Source organism: Hadarchaeum sp. (SeqCode) (genome assembly GCF_038871235.1).
Lineage (GTDB): Archaea > Hadarchaeota > Hadarchaeia > Hadarchaeales > Hadarchaeaceae > Hadarchaeum.
The window spans coordinates 59,371-76,868 of record NZ_JAVZIN010000007.1; the positions used below are offsets into that span (position 1 = coordinate 59,371).

Annotated in this window: 26 protein-coding genes, 1 tRNA gene and 1 other RNA gene; 22 read left to right on the plus strand and 6 right to left on the minus strand. The window is 51.2% G+C overall.

From position 1 onward, the window contains the following. The first annotated feature begins 38 nt into the window (after positions 1-38). From QXT02_RS04505 to QXT02_RS04540, 8 genes are all read left to right on the plus strand, one after another. Positions 39-344 carry a DUF134 domain-containing protein gene (locus tag QXT02_RS04505; protein WP_342812172.1) on the plus strand — a complete coding sequence of 102 codons (306 nt, stop codon included), beginning with the start codon at positions 39-41 and terminating at the stop codon, positions 342-344. Beyond that, a complete protein-coding gene (locus QXT02_RS04510) occupies positions 341-1,198 on the plus strand; it encodes an MBL fold metallo-hydrolase (protein ID WP_342812173.1) in 858 nt (285 codons plus the stop codon). The genes QXT02_RS04505 and QXT02_RS04510 overlap by 4 nt, the downstream gene beginning before the upstream one ends. A gap of 139 nt (positions 1,199-1,337) precedes the next feature. Continuing rightward, positions 1,338-1,790 (plus strand): metal-dependent transcriptional regulator, encoded by a 453-nt coding sequence (locus QXT02_RS04515; protein ID WP_342812175.1) that lies wholly within the window; start codon positions 1,338-1,340, stop codon positions 1,788-1,790. Between the two features lie 5 nt (positions 1,791-1,795). After that, positions 1,796-2,545, plus strand: a complete 750-nt coding sequence (locus QXT02_RS04520) for a ZIP family metal transporter (RefSeq protein WP_342812176.1) — start codon at positions 1,796-1,798, stop codon at positions 2,543-2,545. Positions 2,546-2,575: 30 nt separating this feature from the next. Then, positions 2,576-3,352 carry a radical SAM protein gene (locus tag QXT02_RS04525; protein WP_342812223.1) on the plus strand — a complete coding sequence of 259 codons (777 nt, stop codon included), beginning with the start codon at positions 2,576-2,578 and terminating at the stop codon, positions 3,350-3,352. 96 nt (positions 3,353-3,448) lie between these two features. Continuing rightward, positions 3,449-4,330 carry a VIT1/CCC1 transporter family protein gene (locus QXT02_RS04530; RefSeq protein WP_342812177.1) on the plus strand — a complete coding sequence of 294 codons (882 nt, stop codon included), beginning with the start codon at positions 3,449-3,451 and terminating at the stop codon, positions 4,328-4,330. Between the two features lie 126 nt (positions 4,331-4,456). Further along, positions 4,457-4,711 carry a hypothetical protein gene (locus QXT02_RS04535; protein ID WP_342812178.1) on the plus strand — a complete coding sequence of 85 codons (255 nt, stop codon included), beginning with the start codon at positions 4,457-4,459 and terminating at the stop codon, positions 4,709-4,711. 16 nt (positions 4,712-4,727) lie between these two features. Further along, positions 4,728-5,072, plus strand: coding sequence for a NifB/NifX family molybdenum-iron cluster-binding protein (locus QXT02_RS04540; protein ID WP_342812180.1), 345 nt, complete (start codon positions 4,728-4,730; stop codon positions 5,070-5,072). A gap of 81 nt (positions 5,073-5,153) precedes the next feature. Here the strand turns inward: QXT02_RS04540 and QXT02_RS04545 are convergent, their stop codons facing one another. Next, complete coding sequence (locus tag QXT02_RS04545; RefSeq protein WP_342812181.1) at positions 5,154-5,582, minus strand: Lrp/AsnC family transcriptional regulator; 429 nt, start codon at positions 5,580-5,582, stop codon at positions 5,154-5,156. 102 nt (positions 5,583-5,684) lie between these two features. On the opposite strand from QXT02_RS04545, the gene QXT02_RS04550 reads away from it, so the two are divergent. The 12 genes from QXT02_RS04550 to QXT02_RS04605 all read left to right on the plus strand — a co-directional run bounded on the left by QXT02_RS04550 (position 5,685) and on the right by QXT02_RS04605 (position 13,273). After that, complete coding sequence (locus tag QXT02_RS04550; RefSeq protein WP_342812183.1) at positions 5,685-6,188, plus strand: rubrerythrin family protein; 504 nt, start codon at positions 5,685-5,687, stop codon at positions 6,186-6,188. Between the two features lie 21 nt (positions 6,189-6,209). Further along, positions 6,210-6,551, plus strand: a complete 342-nt coding sequence (locus QXT02_RS04555; protein ID WP_404980432.1) for a rubredoxin-like domain-containing protein — start codon at positions 6,210-6,212, stop codon at positions 6,549-6,551. Between the two features lie 43 nt (positions 6,552-6,594). Next, the gene (locus QXT02_RS04560) at positions 6,595-7,248 is read left to right on the plus strand and encodes a peroxiredoxin (RefSeq protein ID WP_342812185.1); all 654 of its coding nucleotides are present in this window, start codon (positions 6,595-6,597) and stop codon (positions 7,246-7,248) included. A gap of 4 nt (positions 7,249-7,252) precedes the next feature. Next, complete coding sequence (locus QXT02_RS04565; RefSeq protein ID WP_342812186.1) at positions 7,253-7,471, plus strand: hypothetical protein; 219 nt, start codon at positions 7,253-7,255, stop codon at positions 7,469-7,471. Between the two features lie 42 nt (positions 7,472-7,513). Continuing rightward, positions 7,514-8,065, plus strand: coding sequence for a DNA protection during starvation protein (gene dps, locus QXT02_RS04570; RefSeq protein ID WP_342812187.1), 552 nt, complete (start codon positions 7,514-7,516; stop codon positions 8,063-8,065). 53 nt (positions 8,066-8,118) lie between these two features. Beyond that, positions 8,119-8,352, plus strand: coding sequence for a cytochrome b5 domain-containing protein (locus QXT02_RS04575; protein ID WP_342812189.1), 234 nt, complete (start codon positions 8,119-8,121; stop codon positions 8,350-8,352). Positions 8,353-8,418: 66 nt separating this feature from the next. Continuing rightward, positions 8,419-9,231, plus strand: a complete 813-nt coding sequence (locus QXT02_RS04580) for a ZIP family metal transporter (RefSeq protein WP_342812191.1) — start codon at positions 8,419-8,421, stop codon at positions 9,229-9,231. A 55-nt stretch (positions 9,232-9,286) separates the two neighbouring features. Beyond that, an RNA gene (gene rnpB, locus QXT02_RS04585) (RNase P RNA component) lies at positions 9,287-9,574 on the plus strand. Positions 9,575-9,612: 38 nt separating this feature from the next. Then, the gene (locus tag QXT02_RS04590; RefSeq protein ID WP_342812193.1) at positions 9,613-11,808 is read left to right on the plus strand and encodes a copper-translocating P-type ATPase; all 2,196 of its coding nucleotides are present in this window, start codon (positions 9,613-9,615) and stop codon (positions 11,806-11,808) included. Between the two features lie 131 nt (positions 11,809-11,939). Then, entirely contained in the window at positions 11,940-12,539 is a 600-nt protein-coding gene (locus tag QXT02_RS04595) for a sulfite oxidase-like oxidoreductase (protein WP_342812194.1), read from the plus strand. Positions 12,540-12,592: 53 nt separating this feature from the next. Next, positions 12,593-12,925 carry a cupin domain-containing protein gene (locus QXT02_RS04600; protein WP_342812195.1) on the plus strand — a complete coding sequence of 111 codons (333 nt, stop codon included), beginning with the start codon at positions 12,593-12,595 and terminating at the stop codon, positions 12,923-12,925. A 111-nt stretch (positions 12,926-13,036) separates the two neighbouring features. Next, entirely contained in the window at positions 13,037-13,273 is a 237-nt protein-coding gene (locus tag QXT02_RS04605) for a hypothetical protein (RefSeq protein WP_342812196.1), read from the plus strand. 28 nt (positions 13,274-13,301) lie between these two features. Here QXT02_RS04605 and QXT02_RS04610 read toward each other — a convergent pair whose 3' ends face one another. The 3 genes from QXT02_RS04610 to QXT02_RS04620 are packed head-to-tail and all read right to left on the minus strand — an operon-like array spanning position 13,302 to position 15,098. Next, the gene (locus QXT02_RS04610; protein WP_342812197.1) at positions 13,302-14,066 is read right to left on the minus strand and encodes a geranylgeranylglyceryl/heptaprenylglyceryl phosphate synthase; all 765 of its coding nucleotides are present in this window, start codon (positions 14,064-14,066) and stop codon (positions 13,302-13,304) included. After that, positions 14,063-14,209 carry a 50S ribosomal protein L40e gene (locus QXT02_RS04615; protein ID WP_342812198.1) on the minus strand — a complete coding sequence of 49 codons (147 nt, stop codon included), beginning with the start codon at positions 14,207-14,209 and terminating at the stop codon, positions 14,063-14,065. The genes QXT02_RS04610 and QXT02_RS04615 overlap by 4 nt, the downstream gene beginning before the upstream one ends. 4 nt (positions 14,210-14,213) lie before the next feature. Continuing rightward, positions 14,214-15,098 carry an NAD(P)H-hydrate dehydratase gene (locus QXT02_RS04620; RefSeq protein ID WP_342812199.1) on the minus strand — a complete coding sequence of 295 codons (885 nt, stop codon included), beginning with the start codon at positions 15,096-15,098 and terminating at the stop codon, positions 14,214-14,216. Between the two features lie 151 nt (positions 15,099-15,249). Here QXT02_RS04620 and QXT02_RS04625 point away from each other — a divergent pair, with 151 nt between their 5' ends. After that, entirely contained in the window at positions 15,250-15,975 is a 726-nt protein-coding gene (locus QXT02_RS04625) for a flavodoxin family protein (protein ID WP_342812201.1), read from the plus strand. A gap of 32 nt (positions 15,976-16,007) precedes the next feature. Here the strand turns inward: QXT02_RS04625 and QXT02_RS04630 are convergent. Both QXT02_RS04630 and rpiA read right to left on the minus strand, forming a co-directional pair. Beyond that, positions 16,008-16,130 (minus strand) — tRNA-Met (locus QXT02_RS04630). Between the two features lie 49 nt (positions 16,131-16,179). Next, on the minus strand, positions 16,180-16,890 hold the full coding sequence (rpiA, locus tag QXT02_RS04635) for a ribose-5-phosphate isomerase RpiA (RefSeq protein WP_342812203.1): 711 nt from the start codon (positions 16,888-16,890) through the stop codon (positions 16,180-16,182). A 74-nt stretch (positions 16,891-16,964) separates the two neighbouring features. Between rpiA and QXT02_RS04640 the strand changes: the two genes are divergently transcribed. Beyond that, entirely contained in the window at positions 16,965-17,495 is a 531-nt protein-coding gene (locus QXT02_RS04640; RefSeq protein ID WP_342812204.1) for a CBS domain-containing protein, read from the plus strand. The last annotated feature ends 3 nt before the right edge of the window (positions 17,496-17,498 follow it).

Consider the following 17,498-nt stretch of genomic DNA (forward strand, 5'->3'; position numbering starts at 1 on the left):
GACGATGGTGCTGGCGGAGAGGTGGGCCGGGTAGGCCGATGAAGCCGCGATTTCTCAGTTCTGTGCCATCACCAACCATGTTTGTTCCTTGGGTTCCAGGTGGCGGCCCCATGCCCACTAAAGAGCCGATTTACCTCTCCTACGATGAGTACGAGTCCCTGCGTTTGACTTACATAGAGGGTTTGAATCAGGAGGAGGTCGCCGAGCGAATGAAGATATCGCGTGGCACCGTCTGGCGTTGTCTGGAGAGCGCCAGAAATAAGCTCGTCCGGATGATGGTCGAGCGGAGACCTCTGATCATCGCCGATAAACCACCTCAGCCACCGGAGGGGCCGAGCACTTGAACTCAGTAGATGGGCTGAGGCTTACGGTATTGGTCGAGGACACCAAGAAAAGGCCCGATCTTGCAGCCAAACACGGTCTATCATTTTTCATCGAGGTTGAATCAGCAGGTAGTATTACCACGTTGCTACTGGATGCCGGGCCCTCGGCGGAACTGGTGCTGGGCAATGCTCGAAAGCTGGGCATTGATCTGGGGAAATTGGATTACATTGTTATCAGTCATGGACATTACGATCACACCGGCGGGCTTTTAGGAGTCCTGAAATTCGTCAACAAGAAGGTACCCGTGGTTCTTCATCCGCAGGCGCTTGTGCCAAAATTTGTGGTGAAACAGGGAAGGCTCAAGAAGATAGGCATTACAAGCACGGTTGCGGAGCTTGAGGGTGCCGGTGGCTTTCTGGCTCGAAATCGGAAGACCCACTCGTTAATGCCGGGCGTATGGGTTAGCGGTGAAATCAAAAGGACAAATCAGTATGAACTGGTTAAGGGGTTCAAGACTGAGATTGGGGGAAAAGTTGTTAAGGATAACTTGCCCGACGATCAGGCACTTTTCGTGAAGTTGAAGAATGAAGGGCTGTTGGTGATTACTGGTTGCGCCCATGCCGGGATAATTAACACAATTGAACACGCTCAAAAGGCAACTGGTTTGAGCCGTTTGCGTGCGGTCATCGGAGGATTTCACTTGTTCGGATCAAGCGCGAGAAGGATAAATTGGACAACCGAGGAACTCCAGAAACAGGGAGTAGAATTGCTGATGCCTTGCCATTGTACAGGAAGAAGGGCCATCGCGAAGTTCGTTAAGCTTTACGGTAAAAATTGCCACAGGCTCAGGACTGGTGATGCAGTTGTTTTCTGATAAATTAAAATGTTTTCATTCCCAAACTTCTCATCAAGAATTCACAATTTGGCACCATCTGGATGATGATTCTTTTCTCTCTTTACGATCGTGATCACAACTTTTAAATTTAGGTAAAACCTAAAATTTTTTGTTAAGAATGAAAACGAAATTAATCGTTACCGAAAATGAGGCCAGGTATTTAATGTTAATTTATAGAAGACAGGTAGAAAACTTTTCCGATTTTGGGACCACGGACATAGCAAGAATTCTTAAGGTTCGGCCCGCCACAGTTACGGAAGCGATACAAAACCTTGCCAAAAAGAAACTTGTCAAGCACAGACCCTATCATGGCGTCCAATTAACCAAGAGGGGAGTAAGGGAAGCCCAAAAACTTTTGAGAAGGCATCGAATTCTTGAACTTTTTCTTTCAGATTTCCTAAAATATGATGTTAGAAAGTCGTGCCTTGAGGCCTCAAAAATTGATTATCATGTTTCGAGTTCTCTCATCAACGACATTTGCAGGCTTTATGGACATCCGCGCACCTGTCCGTGTAAAAAGAATATTTTTACTGACCCCGGCTGTTTAAAGGAAAGGGTAAAAGCGAAGTGAGTTGGATGGAGGGAATGGTTTCGATTCTGTTGGCAACGTTTTTGGTAAGTTTGATTTCATTTGTCGGGGCAATGACTCTGGTAGTTTCAGAAAGATTACTCAAGTATATCCTGCTGGCACTGGTCGGTTTATCGGCCGGGGCTCTAATCGGCGGGGCCTTTTTACATCTTTTACCGGAGGCGATAGAAGAAACTGCGGGCGTGGAAATCGGCAACGTTTTTCAGGCAGTAATCGTCGGCTTCGTGATATTTTTCATCTTGGAAAAGTTACTCTGGCGGCACTGTCACGAAAAGTCTTGTCCGATTCACACGTTTGCCTATCTTAATCTTGTTGGTGACGGAGTTCATAATTTCATCGATGGCTTGATAATTGCCTCCGGATTCCTAGCCAGTCCACAGCTCGGTTTGGTCACGGCTTTAGCGGTTGCAGCCCACGAGGTTCCCCAAGAACTCGGTGATTTTGGGGTAATTGTCTACGGTGGTATGAAACCCCGGGTGGCTCTTTTATTAAATTTTGTAACTGCTCTTACTGCCGTTGCTGGTGGTCTGTTTGGCTATTATTTCTTTTCACATCTGGAGCACGCGATGACTTTTCTCTTGCCTTTTGCCGCCGGTGGATTCCTTTACATTGCCGCCGCTGATCTAATACCGGAGCTGCATAAGGAGAGCGATCGGGCAAAGACGGTGCTATCATTTTTGATGTTCATGGTAGGAATAGCCTTGATGTTGGTTATTAAGATATTACTCGGGGGTTAATTTTCTAACTGAGAGCACGATAATCCGTTGGTGCTGGTTGTGGCAATAGTTTATGGTCCGGTTTCTTCTTGGCGGTTAGGAAGATCGTTGGGCGTGGATCCAATTTGCCAAAGGGGAAAGATCTGCTCGTTTGACTGCATCTACTGTTCGCTCGGTCCAACCACCGCGAAGTCGGTTGAACGGAGGATTTTTGTCACCGAAGACCAAGTCGCGCGCGCCCTCAGGCGAGCCATCAAGAGGGTTAACGCTGATGTGGTGACTTTCTCCGGTACCGGCGAACCAACGCTGGCTCAGAACTTGGGGGCACTTATAGAGACCGCTCGGGAGATTTCAGGGTTACCCGTGGCGGTTCTGACCAACTCTTCACTTAAGAGCAGGAAGGATGTTAGAGAGGATCTGGTCAAGGCAGATGTGGTGAAGGGCAAGTTGGATGTTTTCAACGATCAGCTGCTACGGATGATAAATCGACCTCATCAGAGCTTGAGTTTTCAGAAAATTGTTGAGGGGTTGAAGAAATTCCGTGCCGGTTTCAGAGGCAAGTTCCAATTGGAGGTCATGTTCGTCCCGGAGAATATGGGTTTTTCTCGCGAGATCGCCGAAATTGTCAGATCAGTAGGTCCCGACGAGGTTCAGATCAACACACCTCTTAGGCCCAGCCCAACCAGACCGCTGACGCCGCAGGAGTTAGAGCGTGTTCAGAAGGATTTTGAGGGAATGAATTTACGATCGGTTTATCTTGCAGCGAAGCCTAGAGTGGGCATGACTGTAGGTAAAGGGAAGATGAGAAGGCTCAAGAGGTCTGATTAAAATAAATTCGGTGAGGGCAAATTTACCTTAAAATTAGTTCTTGATGAAAAAGGACTAAAATCTAAAATATCAAAGATCCATGGCTAATTGACATTCATGAGTACTCAGCCTTTGAATGCTGAAGTTAAAGACGCCGCCGTTGCCGCGCAGAGGGAGGAGATCAATGGTCACCTCATTTACAAGAGGCTGGCAACGGTTGCAAGAGATCCGCGCACTAAGGAGATTTTGGAACGGATGGCCACAGATGAACTCAGACACTACAACTTCTGGAAAGAGCACACCCAGATCAACGTGAAACCCAGCAGGATGTTGGTTTGGTTTTACGTTTTCGTCTCGAGAATTTTTGGCATAACTTTTGGTTTGAAATTGATGGAAAATAGCGAGGAGCGAGCTCAAGAAATCTACGATAAATTGTCCAAGTTTGTGGCGGGGGCTGAGGAAATCCTGCGGGACGAGGAGATTCACGAGGACCAACTTATCGGTTCTGTTAAGGAGGAAAGGCTTGATTATGTTAGCTCCATGGTGCTGGGGTTGAATGACGCGCTGGTAGAGTTAACCGGGGCGTTGGCTGGATTCAGCTTAGCCTTTCAGAACAGTCTAGTTGTCGCAGTGGCAGGCTTGATCACAGGGATCGCGGCTTCTCTTTCCATGGCCACTTCCGCGTACCTTTCGACGAAGGCGGAGGGGTCTTCGAAACTTCCGCTCAAGGCCGCGCTTTACACGGGAAGTGCTTATCTGATTACGGTGATGCTACTAATAGCGCCATTTCTCTTATTTCAGGAGACCATTCTTTCGCTGGGAGTAACGATAACGTTTGCCATCCTCATCATTTTTGTTTTCACCTACTACATTTCCGTGGCTAAGGATCTTCCCTTTAAGAGAAGATTTGTCGAGATGGCGGCGATTAGCCTGGGGGTTGCCGCGCTGACGTTTTTGATCGGGGTTATTGTCAGGGTGTATCTGGGAATCGAAATCTGAGACTATGGGAGTCGATTTGTCTAGTAGTAGATATTAGAAGTTTAAATGATGGTTTTATAACTCGGGTCTAGCTTAATCAAAAGCTTTTTATATTTTGTGCAATAGAACATAATTTTGGTGATATTAATGTGTGGGTGGAGAAGAGCAAGCCAGTATTGGCCTGGCAGAGGGCCGTTCAACTATTTACCCCCATGGGAACGTCCTGGTTGGCTCTACGGTCCAAGGGCTTGCTGGCGGTTCTATATCCAGAAGGCGCGTCCGGCAAAGGCTTCGCCGGATGTAGATCTCGAATACCTCAAAAATTACGCTGAGGAGCTGAAGCGGGAGCTGGAAGACGTTGAATCCAGAATAAAAAGTCTTGAGTCGCAGGGCGAGAGGTAACTGGTTGTGAGATATTATGGCTAAGGTCAAGATAGCCATCGCCACTGATGGGCGCAAGGGCTTGGGAGACGAGGTGGCGGAGCACTTCGCCAAGGCGGAGACCTTCACCATTGTCACGATCGAGGGCAAAAAAGCCCATGTTGAAATCATGGAGAATCCAGCGGCAAAATTGTTAAAAGGAAGAGGCCCAACCGTGGTTCGTTTGCTCAGGGATAATGGGGTGAATACAGTGGTAGCAGGCGGTTTCGGCTCGGGGTCATTGGCTCTCCTCAGGCAGGGGGGATTTTGCGTAGCGAGGGTGCAGCCTAAGGTTAAAGTCAGTGAAGTTATCCGAAGTGAGCTTTACAAGAACACCTTTTGAGGTCATGTTGATTGTAAAGCATTAGTCATACATTGGCTCTTTTTTAATCGTTTTCTGAGTAGGAGAGGATTGGAAGCTCTTTTACTCCTTTATCTTTTCTAAGACGATCGCCGGACAAACCTTTTTCACTCCCTCTATCATGCCTATTTTTTTCGAGAGAATTTGCGACAGTTCCCTACCATCACTAGCCCAGATCTCGGTCATTATCATGTGGTCGCCAGCGGATGTGGCCACGTATCTGGTCTCCGGCAGCTCGGCCAGTTTTTGGGCAATCTCCAGAAGTTTATCCGGGGCCGCGTCGATGCCGACAACGGCGATGGTGCTGAAGCCGATTTTGGCCGGATCTATTACGATGGAGAATTTCCTAATCACTTTTTTTTCCTTCAGTGAGAGGACCCTTTTTCGCACCGTTGATTCGTTCAGCTTGAGCTTTCTCGCCATCTCGGTAAATGAGATGCTCCCGTCCTCCTCGAGCATCCTTATAATCTTCAGATCAAGCTCGTCAACCATGATTTCATCCGATTTAATATTATTTTCTGCTATATAAATCCTATTTTCGGACGAAAGTTTAATAAATTAGTAAATAAATCTATTTTTACAGGAAGGGATTTTATGAGGAAAATGACCGAGAAGAATTTGAAAGAAGCCTTTGCTGGAGAAAGCCAGGCCCACATGAAGTACGCCATCTTTGCGGAAAAAGCCGAAGAGGATGGCCTTAAGAACGTAGCCAGACTTTTTAGAGCCATATCCTTTGCCGAGCTTGTGCATGCGAAAAACCATCTCAAGGCGCTGGGACAAATGGGGGACTCGATGGACAATCTACAGACGGCGATTGATGGGGAGACCTATGAAGTTGAGGAGATGTATCCGGCGTTTAGAGCAGTAGCGGATCTACAGAATGAGCGGGGGGCGCAGCAGAGTATTAATTACGCTTTGCAGGCGGAGAAGGTACATGCTGGGATGTATCAGAGCGCTAAGCAAGCCGTGGCCAGCGGCTCGGATATTAAAATCGGAGCCATCTACATCTGCAAAAAGTGCGGTTATACGGTCGAGGGTGAGGCGCCAAAAAGATGTCCCATTTGCGGGGCTCCGAGCGCAGAATTTAAGGAGTTCTAGGGAATAGATACAGATGGAGGTATGGGCTTGATAAAGTGGAAATGTACTGTTTGCGGCTATATTTTCGACGGTGAAAGCCCACCGGAGAAATGTCCCAACTGCGGTGCACCGAAGGAAAAATTTGAGAAGCTTTCAGAGGAAAAGGCGCAGTTGATCGAGAGGTCCAGGTACACTAACGATCTCCACGTTTCACTGCAGAAGCTACTTGGTGAGGTCCTAGCTGTTGCTGAAAACGGAATCAGGGACAACCTTGATCCCAGATGTTTGGAGATATTTACTCAGGCTAAGGAGATGGCCTGGACCATAAGGCAGAGGTCCAAAACAGAAGTTCAGACCCACGTTGGCAAAGGGAAGTGGGGATAAGCCAGACCTAAGTCGTTTGGCGTAAAAATGGGAGGTGTAAAAAATGGAGGAGGGTTTAGAAGTTAAAACGCTGCCGAGGCTAGGTGAAAAAGCGCCCGAGTTTGAGGCCGTGACCACACAGGGAAAGCTGAAGCTATCTGATTTTCGTGGCAGCTGGCTCATCATGTTTTCCCACCCGGCGGATTTCACACCGGTCTGCACCACCGAGTTCATCGCCTTTGCGAAGATTTACGATGAGCTTCAAAAGAGAAACGTTCAGCTCTTGGGGTTAAGTGTTGACAGCGTGAATTCTCATATCGCTTGGATAAGGAACATCGAGGAGAAGTTCGGCGTGAAGATACCATTTCCGGTGATCGCTGATTTGGATAAGAAGGTTTCTCAGCTCTATGGGATGATAATGCCTGGGGAGAGCAAGACTGAAACAACACGGTGCGTCTTTGTGATCGATCCCAACGGCATCGTTCGAGCAATGATTTACTACCCACTGACGACGGGGAGGAACACTGATGAAATACTCAGGTTAATCGACGCATTGCAGACTACCGATGAGCACCATGTCGCCACGCCGGCTAACTGGCGGCCTGGCGATGATGTTATTGTTCCGCCACCGAACACACAGGAGGCGGCCGAGGAAAGGCTGAAACAGGGCTACGAATGCAAGGACTGGTACTTCTGCAAAAAGAAGCTGCCGAGGTGAGGGCTTGGCCTGTATATCGCCGGACGGCAAGCCCACGGAATCAGGTCGGAAGTTGCTCCTGGCGGTTAGGGAAAAGCGAACTCCTGAGGAGATAGCCGAGGAGACCAAGCTGCCGCTATTCCGGGTGAGGAGCGGGTTGAGGGAGCTGGCTGCAGCCGGCTTTGTCCGCGAGGAGCAAGGAAAATACATTTTGACTGAATCCGGGTTGCGCGCAACAGTGTAGGATTGAAAATCAGTCATTAAAAATTTTAAGGAGGTGGGAAAAATGGCAAAGGTAGCTCGGGAGATGGTACAAAGGTCGGGCGTTAACGTCGACGAACTCGTCGATTTGCTGGTGAAGAACGCGGCGGCCGAGCTGACGACTTATTACTACTACACCATATTGAGGGTAAACCTGATTGGTCTCGAGGGTGAGGGTATCAAGGAGATTGCCGAGACCGCAAGAATTGAGGATCGGAACCATTTTGAGGCCCTAGTGCCGCGAATATACGAACTTGGTGGAAAACTTCCGGAAAACATGAAGGATTTTCACGACTGCTCAGCATGTCCACCGGCGAGCCTGCCCAAGGATCCGACGGACATCAGAGCGATGTTGAAGGTGCTCGTTGAGGCGGAGAGATGCGCGGTGAGGGGCTACACGCACATCTGCAACCTGACCGCGGGCAAGGATCATCGCACCTACGACCTGTCTCTGTCGATTCTAAATGAAGAGATTGAGCACGAGTCCTGGTTTTCGGAGTTCTTGGGTGAAGGGCCTTCCGGACATTATCTGAGACGCGGAGAGACGTCACCGTTTGTTTCGAAGTTCCTGAAGTAGGGGGCTTTTAGCCCCTTTTTATTTTTTTAAGTGGATTATTTTTGAATGGTAAGATGAGAAAGTTCACCAAGGAGGAACTGGCCAGTTACAATGGCAGGGAGGGGAAACCAGCCTATGTTGCCTATAAGGGAAAGGTGTATGATGTCTCCTCTAGTTTTCTCTGGAAGGGGGGCAGACATCAGGCCGGACACAAGGCCGGCGAGGATTTAACCGAGGCCATGAGCAAAGCACCGCATGGTGAGGATTTTTTGAGTAAGTTCCCCGTGGTGGGAATTCTCGAGCGTTAGATGTTTATAAAAATTAGTAGCACGAAGTGAACCTGATGGTTTAGGTGCGGGAAATGGATTGATTTTATGCTTGACTTTTTTCAGAATCTTCATCCGTTGATACAGACGCTCTTAGCCACAATATTTACTTGGGGGCTGACGGCTCTGGGTGCGGCGGGGGTTTTCTTCCTCAAGGGATTCAATAGAAAAATAATGGATGCGATGCTTGGCTTGGCAGCTGGCGTGATGATCTCTGCCAGCTTTTGGTCGCTGCTGTTGCCTGCGATCGAGCTATCGACCGGAAGCGGTTCTCCGAGCTGGTTTCCGGCCGCTGTGGGGTTTGTTTTTGGAGGCATTTTTCTTCTGGTAATTGACAGAATACTGCCACATTTGCATCTAGGTCTTCCGGATGAAAAGGCCGAAGGCATTAAGACGACTTGGCATCGAACCACGCTGCTGATCTTGGCGATAACTCTGCATAATATACCTGAAGGGTTGGCCGTCGGCGTTGCCTTCGGTGCCGCGGCTTCAAATCTTCCCTTTGCCACGCTGGCTGGGGCCATCTCATTGGCCGTGGGCATCGGCATCCAGAACTTCCCCGAGGGCCTTGCCGTTTCCCTGCCGCTCAGGCGCGAGGGCAAGTCACGGTTGAAAAGCTTCTGGTACGGGCAACTGTCTGCTGTCGTGGAACCTGTTGCGGCCGTGATCGGAGCGGCGGCGGTCATGACAACTCGTTTGATCCTGCCTTATGCCTTAGCATTCGCCGCTGGCGCGATGATATTCGTGGTCATCGAGGAGCTGGTTCCGGAGTCACAGACAGGCGGCAACCCAGATCTGGCCACCATTGGCGCCATGCTGGGATTTGTAGTAATGATGATATTGGACGTGGCCTTCGGTTAGTTTCTCTTCGCCGTGCTGAAGCTCTTAAACATGAAAGTTCAACATTTAATTGCCGGCGAGCTGGTGGGCGACTGTCGGGCGTAAGCCTGAGGAAATTCCGTCCATCGGGCAGGTCCGCGGCCCCGCAAGGGTACGGTCGAGAGATCGGGAAGATGGAACAGAAACGACACCCCGCGACTCGCGCCGTGATGCGTAAACGCTGAGGTCGTGTCGTTGGGGATGAAACGGCCATCACGCGGGATGCAAGGGCAAATTGCCGCCGATGAACGCCTGCCGGAGGTGGGTGGTAGCCCGCTTAGCTGAATGTCGCCTGAAAACAGAAGACGGATTACGGCCAGCACGCCGGCATTATTTTTAACAAAATGAGATGATGGTTAATAAATGAGAGACCACATTCACGGCTCACAGGGGCACATGGGGCACGGCGCTCATGCCCATCACCTTCACGATTTCAAGAGAAGGCTTCTGGTCTCCGCTATTCTCACCGTTCCCGTTCTGATTCTTTCAGAGATGATCCAGATGTGGTTCGGCTTCTCCATCTTAATACCCTATCAGGGATTGGTGCTGCTTCTCGTTTCAGTTCCCATCTACGTTTACGGCGGCTGGCCTTTTCTGGCTGGCTTGGTTGAGGAGATAAGGTCACGTCAGCCCGGGATGATGACCCTTATTGGTATGGCGATTTCCGTGGCCTTCTTCTACTCGGCGGCCACGGTTCTTGGGGCCTTCGGGATGGATTTTTTCTGGGAACTCGCCACGCTGATTGACGTGATGCTGTTAGGCCATTGGATTGAAGCGAAAAGCGTCTTGGGTGCCTCGATGGCGCTGGAAGAGCTGGCTCGGATAATACCGACGGCCGCACACCTAGTTGAAGAGGGTGTGGTGAGGGACATCCCTGTCTCGGAACTAAAGCCCGGGCAGGTGGTGCTGGTTCGTCCCGGTGAGAGAATACCCTCAGACGGAATCGTGATTGAGGGTGAGTCCTCAGTGAACGAGTCCTTTTTGACGGGGGAGTCGATGCCGGTGCCCAAGGGAGCCGGGGCGAAGGTCATCGGCGGGGGGATAAATGAGGAGGGAGCCCTGAAGGTGAGGGTGGAAAAGACGGGCGAGGAGACCTACCTGGCGCAGGTCATCAAGCTGGTGAAACAGGCGCAGGAGAGCCGATCGAGGACTCAAGATCTGGCCAACAGGGCCGCCGCGCTGCTTTTCTACATTGCCCTTGGTGTTGGGATTTTGGCCTACGTCGCTTGGTCGCTCGTTTCAGACCCGGGCTTTGCGATAGAGCGATCCGTTACCGTCATGGTGATCGCCTGTCCCCACGCTCTTGGTCTGGCCATACCTCTCGTCGTTGCCATCTCCACCTCCATCACCGCGAGGAGCGGGATTCTCATCAGGGATAGAAAGGCCTTTGAGGCGATTAGAAATGTGGATGCGGTTGTTTTTGACAAGACGGGGACACTGACGGAGGGGAAGCTCGGCGTCACCGATGTAGTTTCCTTCACCTCCGAGGAGGAACTTCTGAGGTTCACCGCCAGCATTGAACTCAACTCCGAACACATGATTGCCAAGGCCATCGTGGAGCACGCCCGGAAGAGGAATGTTGATATTCCCGTCGCCGAGGATTTTAAAGCGATACCGGGCAGAGGCGCCAGAGGCAGAGTTCTGGGGAAGGAGGTTTATGTGGGCGGCCCCAACCTGCTGAAGGATCTGAAAAAGGAGACGGCTGATTCTAGAATAAAAGAACTTCAAGAGGGAGGAAAAACCGTCATCTTCACCCTAATAGAAGGTGAGTTGGCTGGGGCCTTTGCCCTCGCGGACAGGATCAGGGCCGAGTCCTATGAGGCGGTTAGAAGGCTCAAGGAGATGGGCCTGAAGGTCTACATGATCACGGGTGACTCTGAGAATGTCGCCCGCCGTGTCGCCGATGAACTCAAAGTTGATGATTACTTTGCCCAGGTTTTGCCCGAGGAAAAGGCGGAGAAGGTTAAGGCTTTAAGGGAGGCCGGGCAGCGGGTGGCGATGGTGGGCGACGGGATCAACGATGCACCAGCGCTGGTCACGGCCGACGTCGGCATTGCCATCGGCGCCGGCACTGACGTGGCGATTGAGAGCGCCGACATAATTTTGGTGAGAAATGATCCTAGGGACGTGATCAAAGTCATGGAACTTTCCCGGCGGACCTACTCCAAGATGGTTCAGAATATCTGGTGGGCGGCGGGGTACAACATCATCGCCATCCCCTTGGCGTCCGGAGTTCTTTCAGGACTGGGGATAGTTCTGAGTCCTGCGGTTGGTGCTATCGTGATGTCGCTGAGCACGGTCATCGTGGCGGTTAATGCCCAGACGCTGAGGAGATATGGGCCGAAGGTTCCAAAGCTGGAAGGTAAAATCCAGATGGTTAAAGACCCCGTGTGCGGGATGGAGCTTCGACCCGAGGAAGCCTTCAGCAGGATCGAACAGAATGGCCACATCATCTATTTCTGTTCCCAGATCTGCGAGGAGAAGTTCAGGCAGAATCCTGCGCGGTACTTGCCCTCCGTGGAAAACCCAGAGGCAGCGGAGCACAAGCATCATCACTGATGTTTTCTGCAAGCGGTCAATATTTTGATCATGTTATCGGAAAATCAAGCAACCATGGAAAAAAATAAGACAAATCCAGATGACGGTTTCAAGCTTTTGAGTTTGAGGAACAACTAGAACAGGGTGAATGGGTGCCGGAACTTGGGATAATCAAGAGCCCCGATGTTGAAAGAAGAGACAGAGTTCCTCCGGGGCAAAGACTGGTCGATCAGTGGCCGGTACTTCACTATGGCCAGGTCCAAAGGATAAATCCTGCTCACTGGACCTTCACCGTGTCCGGCCTCGTGGAAAAGGAGCTGAGGCTGAGCTATCAGGAATTCATGTCGCTGCCGCGTGTTAGGGTTCTTTCGGACATCCACTGCGTCACCGGGTGGTCAAGGCTGGACAATCTTTGGGAGGGCGTGAGCACATCTCAGCTGAAAAAACTGGTCAGAATTCTGCCTCGAGCAAAGTTCGTCATCGTTCAATCTACGGGAGGGTTTACCACCAATCTTCAACTCAGCGACTTTTTTGAGCCGGATGTGCTCTTCGCGGTCAAACACGATGGAAAGCCGCTTACTCCGGAGCACGGTTATCCGGTGAGGCTGGTGGTGCCGAGGCTGTACTTCTGGAAGAGCGCGAAATGGGTTACTGGGGTAGAGTTCACGTCCGAGGATAGACCAGGCTTCTGGGAGAGCCATGGTTATCACAATCACGGTGATCCTTGGAAGGAAGAGAGGTACTCCAGCTGAGACGGAGCTGCAGGCTTATTTGGTAAAACATCTCAGGATGAAGTAGTGGGAAATTGGTGAAAAAACAAGAAAATGAGCTAGCTAAGAAGGTTAGTAAAGTTGCGGATTTGGTGGACTATCAGGAGGGTTCTGTGGTTAGCCGCGAGATAATCAGGAAGGGGACAGGCACGGTCACGTTGTTTGCCTTCGATAAGGGTCAGGGCCTGAGCGAGCACACCGCACCCTACGATGCCTTGGTGCAGGTCGTCGATGGCGAGGCGGAGGTCACCATCTCTAAGAAGAAATATCGCCTGAGTTCGGGGGAGATAATACTGATGCCCGCCAACGAGCCGCACGCACTGTTCGCCCGCGAGCGTTTTAAGATGCTCCTGACGATGATCCGCTGATCTGCTAGAAAAAGCATGTCGGCTTTACTGTATTTTTAATGGCAGTTCTTTGTTTCATAGGGGTGGAGCAGAGAAACCCAAACAGTTATAGCCTTCAATTTTAATGATGGTTTGGTCGATAGCATGGGCAAGAAGTGGGGCCATTACAAACCCGGAGGGAGGAGCCAGCCAGTGCCATGTGTCTACTGCGGTCGAATGACACCGCGAATCAAGGCAGTACCGGTTAGAAGGCATTATGGCATCGGAGACCTGCGGAGCATACCGGGCATTGATCGCAGACGGGTGTTTCTGCCGCACATGAAGGAATATGCCTGCATTTCTTGTGCTAAACACCGCAAGCTAATTTGATTTGCGATGTTGTTTTGGGCCGGATTTTTCAGCCTTTAGCTTTTTTCGTGCGGGCAGCTTTGATTGCTGTCACGATTTCCTTTATTCTGGCGTGCCTGTCAACGGACTGTTCCACCAGCGTCCCGGTCACGATGATGTCGGCGCCAGCCCGGACCCTCTCAGCCGCCGCCTCCGGAGTTTTGATTCCACCCCCCACGATTAAAATGACATCAGTAGCTTTTCGCACCGCTCGAATCATTTCAACCGGAACCGGCCGGTCGGCGCCAGAGCCGGCCTCGAGATACACCAGCCGCATTCCGAAAAATTGTGCTGCCAGCGCGTAGGCAACGGCGAGTTCTTTGTCATCGCGCGGGATCAGCTCGGCCTTACCCACCCGGCCAACAGCGCCTCCGGGTTCCACGACCAGGTAGGCCATAGAGATAGGCTCTAGGCCAAGCTTTTTGACGACCGGTGCTCCTAACCTCTGGGCTCCTGTGATGTAGTAGGTGTCGCGGGAGTTGAGCATGCTCATGAAGAAGATGGCATCGGCATGAGCGCTGATGCCGGTCTCGTTGGCGGGGAAGAGAATGACTGGAAGGTCGGTATTTTCCTTTATCGAGATCACGGTGTCGTCGAGCCGCTTGCCGCCAGCACGGGTCGACCCACCGACCATGATTCCATCGGTTCCGGCAGCATCGGCTTCCCAGGCCATTTTCCCCGCTTCTTCAGGCGATTGTTTTTCTGGATCGATGAGAGTTAGGTGAGCAGCGCCATGAAGTGATATGATGCGCCTCAGTCTCTCCTCTACCTTCATCCTCGTGGCTCCTTGCTCTTGGGCCTGAGACCGGAGTAACCGCACTTTCGGCACTTGGTGGCCTTGATTGGATTGTGGGCATTGCATCGCATGCAGATCTTGGTGTTGAACAGGCGCCTCTCCGCGACATCAAACCTTGCCATGATTTCACCCCTTGTTCCTTACCTCCTTGAACACTTCAGGTATTTTATTGATTACGTCTGAGGCTAAGAATTCGTAACCACTCTCCCTGAGACACAAGTCTCCGGCCCTCCCGCAGACCCAGGCACCGGCGGCAGCGGCCCTGAAAGGGTCGACTCCCTGCGACAGAAAGGCGCCGACTATTCCTGAGAGGACATCTCCAGTGCCACCCACGGTCATGCCGGGATTGCCCGTGTAGTTGAGCTTCAGCTCACCCTTCGCCGAGGCAATGATGTCCACGTGTCCCTTGAGCAGGATCACGCATCCCAGCTCTTGCGCCGCTTTGCTGACGAGCTTGATGCGACCATTCAGCTCGGCGGGTAAGATCTGGCCGGTTAATGTTTTGAATTCACCGGCGTGGGGCGTCATCACCCAAGGCATGTTGTTAATTAATCCAGTTTCATTGCCCAGAGCTTTGAAGGCATCGGCATCGAACAGTGCTGGTAGTTTCGGGTGCTCATCCCCCAGCAGGTGCGCCAGCTTGGTAACGGCCTCTAGAGTTTCCGGCCGTGCGCCTAGGCCGGGGCCGATGACGACAGCGGTTGAATTTTTCAGCTCTTGAGAAATATCGGGAACCGCTGAGGGCTCCAGGTCTTGACATCGGAGCTTGATTGTGATCAGGTCCGGTGAGAGTGAATTTATGGTCCAGGCCGTTTTCTCAGGAGCGGCAATTATGGCCAGATCAACGCCGCAACGCAGCGCCGCTAGGCCGACCAACGTTGGAGCACCCACGTAGCGAGAACTTCCGCCCACGACGAGCAACCTGCCGAAATCACCCTTGTGGGCCTCGGCTCTTCGTTCGGGTATGGCTGTGCGTACATATTTCCGGTCGACCCGAGATATTCTTACCATAGTTACCAAAACTAAAGACGCGGGGCCGGGGTTAAATAGTATGCTAAGGCGGCGGGCGCGGTGGTTTCATTAGAGACGTGGCGAGGACATTCGAGCCAACGACTTTTTTCGCTTGGGCAAATTGCTATAAAGAACGCGCTCTGATGCAATCTTGAGAGATACCTTGATAAAAGTGGTGGCTGTAAACGGAAGCGTCCGTATGGAAAAGAGCGATACAGCGATGCTTCTGGGACCGTTTCTTGAAGGTATGGAGAAGGCAGGTGCCTCTGTTGAGCTGTTTTATGTAAAGCGCCTAAACATCAGGCCTTGCATTGGAGACTTCTATTGCTGGAACACAAAACCTGGTGAGTGCATTATCTCTGACGATATGCAAATACTTTACCCTAAGCTACGCGGCGCAGATATTCTCGTTCTGGCCACGCCTGTCTATATTCCCCTTCCCGGTGAGATGCAAAATTTCATTAACAGACTTTGTCCTTTAAGTCCTTTAATAGAACCCATCTTGGAGAAACATGAGGGCAGTACCCGAGCTAGATTTCATGAGAATGTTAGGATAAGAAAGATCGTGCTTGTGTCCGCATCTGGTTGGTGGGAATTAGGCAACTTCGGAATCGTGCTTCACATCGCTGAGGAGATTGCAAAGAAGGTAGGTGTTGAATTTGCTGGTGCAGTTCTCCGGCCTCATGCATTCCTCATGAGAGAAAACAAAGAAAAAGCCGAAATAATCAAAGACGCGTTAAAACATGCTGGTTTTCAACTTATAAAAGACGGAAAAATGAGTGAAGACATTCTTGACAAAATCAGCCAACCACTCATATCTGAAGAGGATCTTAGGCAAAGATACAACGAACCGTACATGAAAATAAAGCACGGGTAAACGCTTAGCTAAAGATTACTATGGACAGAATTTGGTGCCGGGGGCGGGAATTGAACCCGCGGCCTCGAGATTTCCTACATCATCCCGTAGTTCAGCACTCAAAGCTGCGGTTGAAGCTATGAGTCTCGCGCTCTGACCAGCTGAGCTACCCCGGCTCATAGAGATTTCTGCTATCAAATCCTTAAGCCTTTTTTGGTGTCAGTTTTATCTTCTGGGTTCATTCTTCTTCAAAAAATTCAGGAAGCTTTTCTTGTCCCGTAAAACCACGCAGCCGCTTTCGCAGCCGACGTAGAGCACATCCGCGAGGCCGGCGAAGATGCCGTTGTCAACTACTCCGGGGAGGCTGTTAATCTTCTGTTCCAGTTTTGCCGCGTTGGTGATCCTGCTGCACCACACCTCGATGAGATAATTTCCGTTGTCGGTTATGATCGGCTCGTTGTTTTCCGTCTTGAGGCGGGGGTTGCCGAGCGCAGCCAGCTTTTTTATCGCGTAGTCCTTGGCGAAGGGCAGAACCTCCACCGGGACGGGAAAACGCTGTCCCAGCCTTCTGACCAGCTTGGTCTTGTCAATGATGATGGCCACCTTCCTCGCAGCCCCGGCGATGATTTTCTCACGCGTGTGAGCCCCGCCATGGCCCTTTATCATGTCGAAGTTTGGGTCGACCTCGTCGGCACCGTCTATGGTCAGGTCGAGCCTGTCGTGGTTTTTGAAACTGGTCAGCTCTAGACCTCGCTCTTTAGCCAGCCTCTCGGAAGTTGAGGACGCGGCGAGATAAACCGCGTTTGGTTTTAGTTCAGACAGCGCTTCGATCAACTTGGCCACGGTGGTCCCTGAACCTAGCCCCACTACCATGCCATCCCGAACAAGCTTGGCCGCTTCGCGCGCCGCCGCCTCTTTCCAGCTCTCGGTGTCCACGCAAATCAGAATTAAATGTTCATTTGGGCCTTAAAGATTTAAGTAGAAAATGATAATATGAAATCGGTGGCACGATGAAACGAGTGATTCCGGTTAGTGAGGCCATGAGAACCGAAGTTTTGACGGTGCCGAGGGGAACCAACGTTGCCCGGGCCGCCAAGCTGATGGCGAGCAAGGATGTCGGCAGCATTGTGGTGGTTGATGGCAAGAAGCCCGTGGGTATTTTGACCGAGAAGGATCTCTTGATGAAGGTCGTCAGCGAGGACCTCAAGCCGAGCAAGATCCGAGTGGGGAAGATAATGTCTGCTCCCCTGATCACGATTGGCCCTGACGTTGACATCGTTGAAGCCGCCAAGATTATGGCCAGCCACAAGATCCGCCGGATTCCGGTGGTAAAAAATGGAAAGCTGGTCGGCATCGTCACCTCCTCAGATATCACCGCCATATCACCGGCGCTCTCAGAGCTGATGGCCCATCCGGAGAGAGTTCCAGAGGAGCGGGTGGATCAGAGCGTTTGTGAGAACTGCGGTGAGGTCACCCCCGACCTCTATGAAGTTAATGGCATGTGGGTATGTGAGAATTGTCGTGATTCGATGGGCGAGTAGATG

Excerpts from the sequence above, each read along its gene's own strand:
- QXT02_RS04505 (WP_342812172.1), top strand. The coding sequence starts at position 39 with ATGAAGCCGCGATTTCTCAGTTCTGTGCCATCACCAACCATGTTTGTT.
- QXT02_RS04515 (WP_342812175.1), top strand. The coding sequence starts at position 1,338 with ATGAAAACGAAATTAATCGTTACCGAAAATGAGGCCAGGTATTTAATG.
- QXT02_RS04520 (WP_342812176.1), top strand. The coding sequence starts at position 1,796 with ATGGAGGGAATGGTTTCGATTCTGTTGGCAACGTTTTTGGTAAGTTTG.
- QXT02_RS04530 (WP_342812177.1), top strand. The coding sequence starts at position 3,449 with ATGAGTACTCAGCCTTTGAATGCTGAAGTTAAAGACGCCGCCGTTGCC.
- QXT02_RS04535 (WP_342812178.1), top strand. The coding sequence starts at position 4,457 with ATGTGTGGGTGGAGAAGAGCAAGCCAGTATTGGCCTGGCAGAGGGCCG.
- QXT02_RS04540 (WP_342812180.1), top strand. The coding sequence starts at position 4,728 with ATGGCTAAGGTCAAGATAGCCATCGCCACTGATGGGCGCAAGGGCTTG.
- QXT02_RS04545 (WP_342812181.1), bottom strand. The coding sequence starts at position 5,582 with ATGGTTGACGAGCTTGATCTGAAGATTATAAGGATGCTCGAGGAGGAC.
- QXT02_RS04550 (WP_342812183.1), top strand. The coding sequence starts at position 5,685 with ATGAGGAAAATGACCGAGAAGAATTTGAAAGAAGCCTTTGCTGGAGAA.
- QXT02_RS04555 (WP_404980432.1), top strand. The coding sequence starts at position 6,210 with ATGGGCTTGATAAAGTGGAAATGTACTGTTTGCGGCTATATTTTCGAC.
- QXT02_RS04560 (WP_342812185.1), top strand. The coding sequence starts at position 6,595 with ATGGAGGAGGGTTTAGAAGTTAAAACGCTGCCGAGGCTAGGTGAAAAA.
- dps (WP_342812187.1), top strand. The coding sequence starts at position 7,514 with ATGGCAAAGGTAGCTCGGGAGATGGTACAAAGGTCGGGCGTTAACGTC.
- QXT02_RS04575 (WP_342812189.1), top strand. The coding sequence starts at position 8,119 with ATGAGAAAGTTCACCAAGGAGGAACTGGCCAGTTACAATGGCAGGGAG.
- QXT02_RS04580 (WP_342812191.1), top strand. The coding sequence starts at position 8,419 with ATGCTTGACTTTTTTCAGAATCTTCATCCGTTGATACAGACGCTCTTA.
- QXT02_RS04590 (WP_342812193.1), top strand. The coding sequence starts at position 9,613 with ATGAGAGACCACATTCACGGCTCACAGGGGCACATGGGGCACGGCGCT.
- QXT02_RS04610 (WP_342812197.1), bottom strand. The coding sequence starts at position 14,066 with ATGAAGGTAGAGGAGAGACTGAGGCGCATCATATCACTTCATGGCGCT.
- QXT02_RS04615 (WP_342812198.1), bottom strand. The coding sequence starts at position 14,209 with ATGGCAAGGTTTGATGTCGCGGAGAGGCGCCTGTTCAACACCAAGATC.
- QXT02_RS04620 (WP_342812199.1), bottom strand. The coding sequence starts at position 15,098 with ATGGTAAGAATATCTCGGGTCGACCGGAAATATGTACGCACAGCCATA.
- QXT02_RS04640 (WP_342812204.1), top strand. The coding sequence starts at position 16,965 with ATGAAACGAGTGATTCCGGTTAGTGAGGCCATGAGAACCGAAGTTTTG.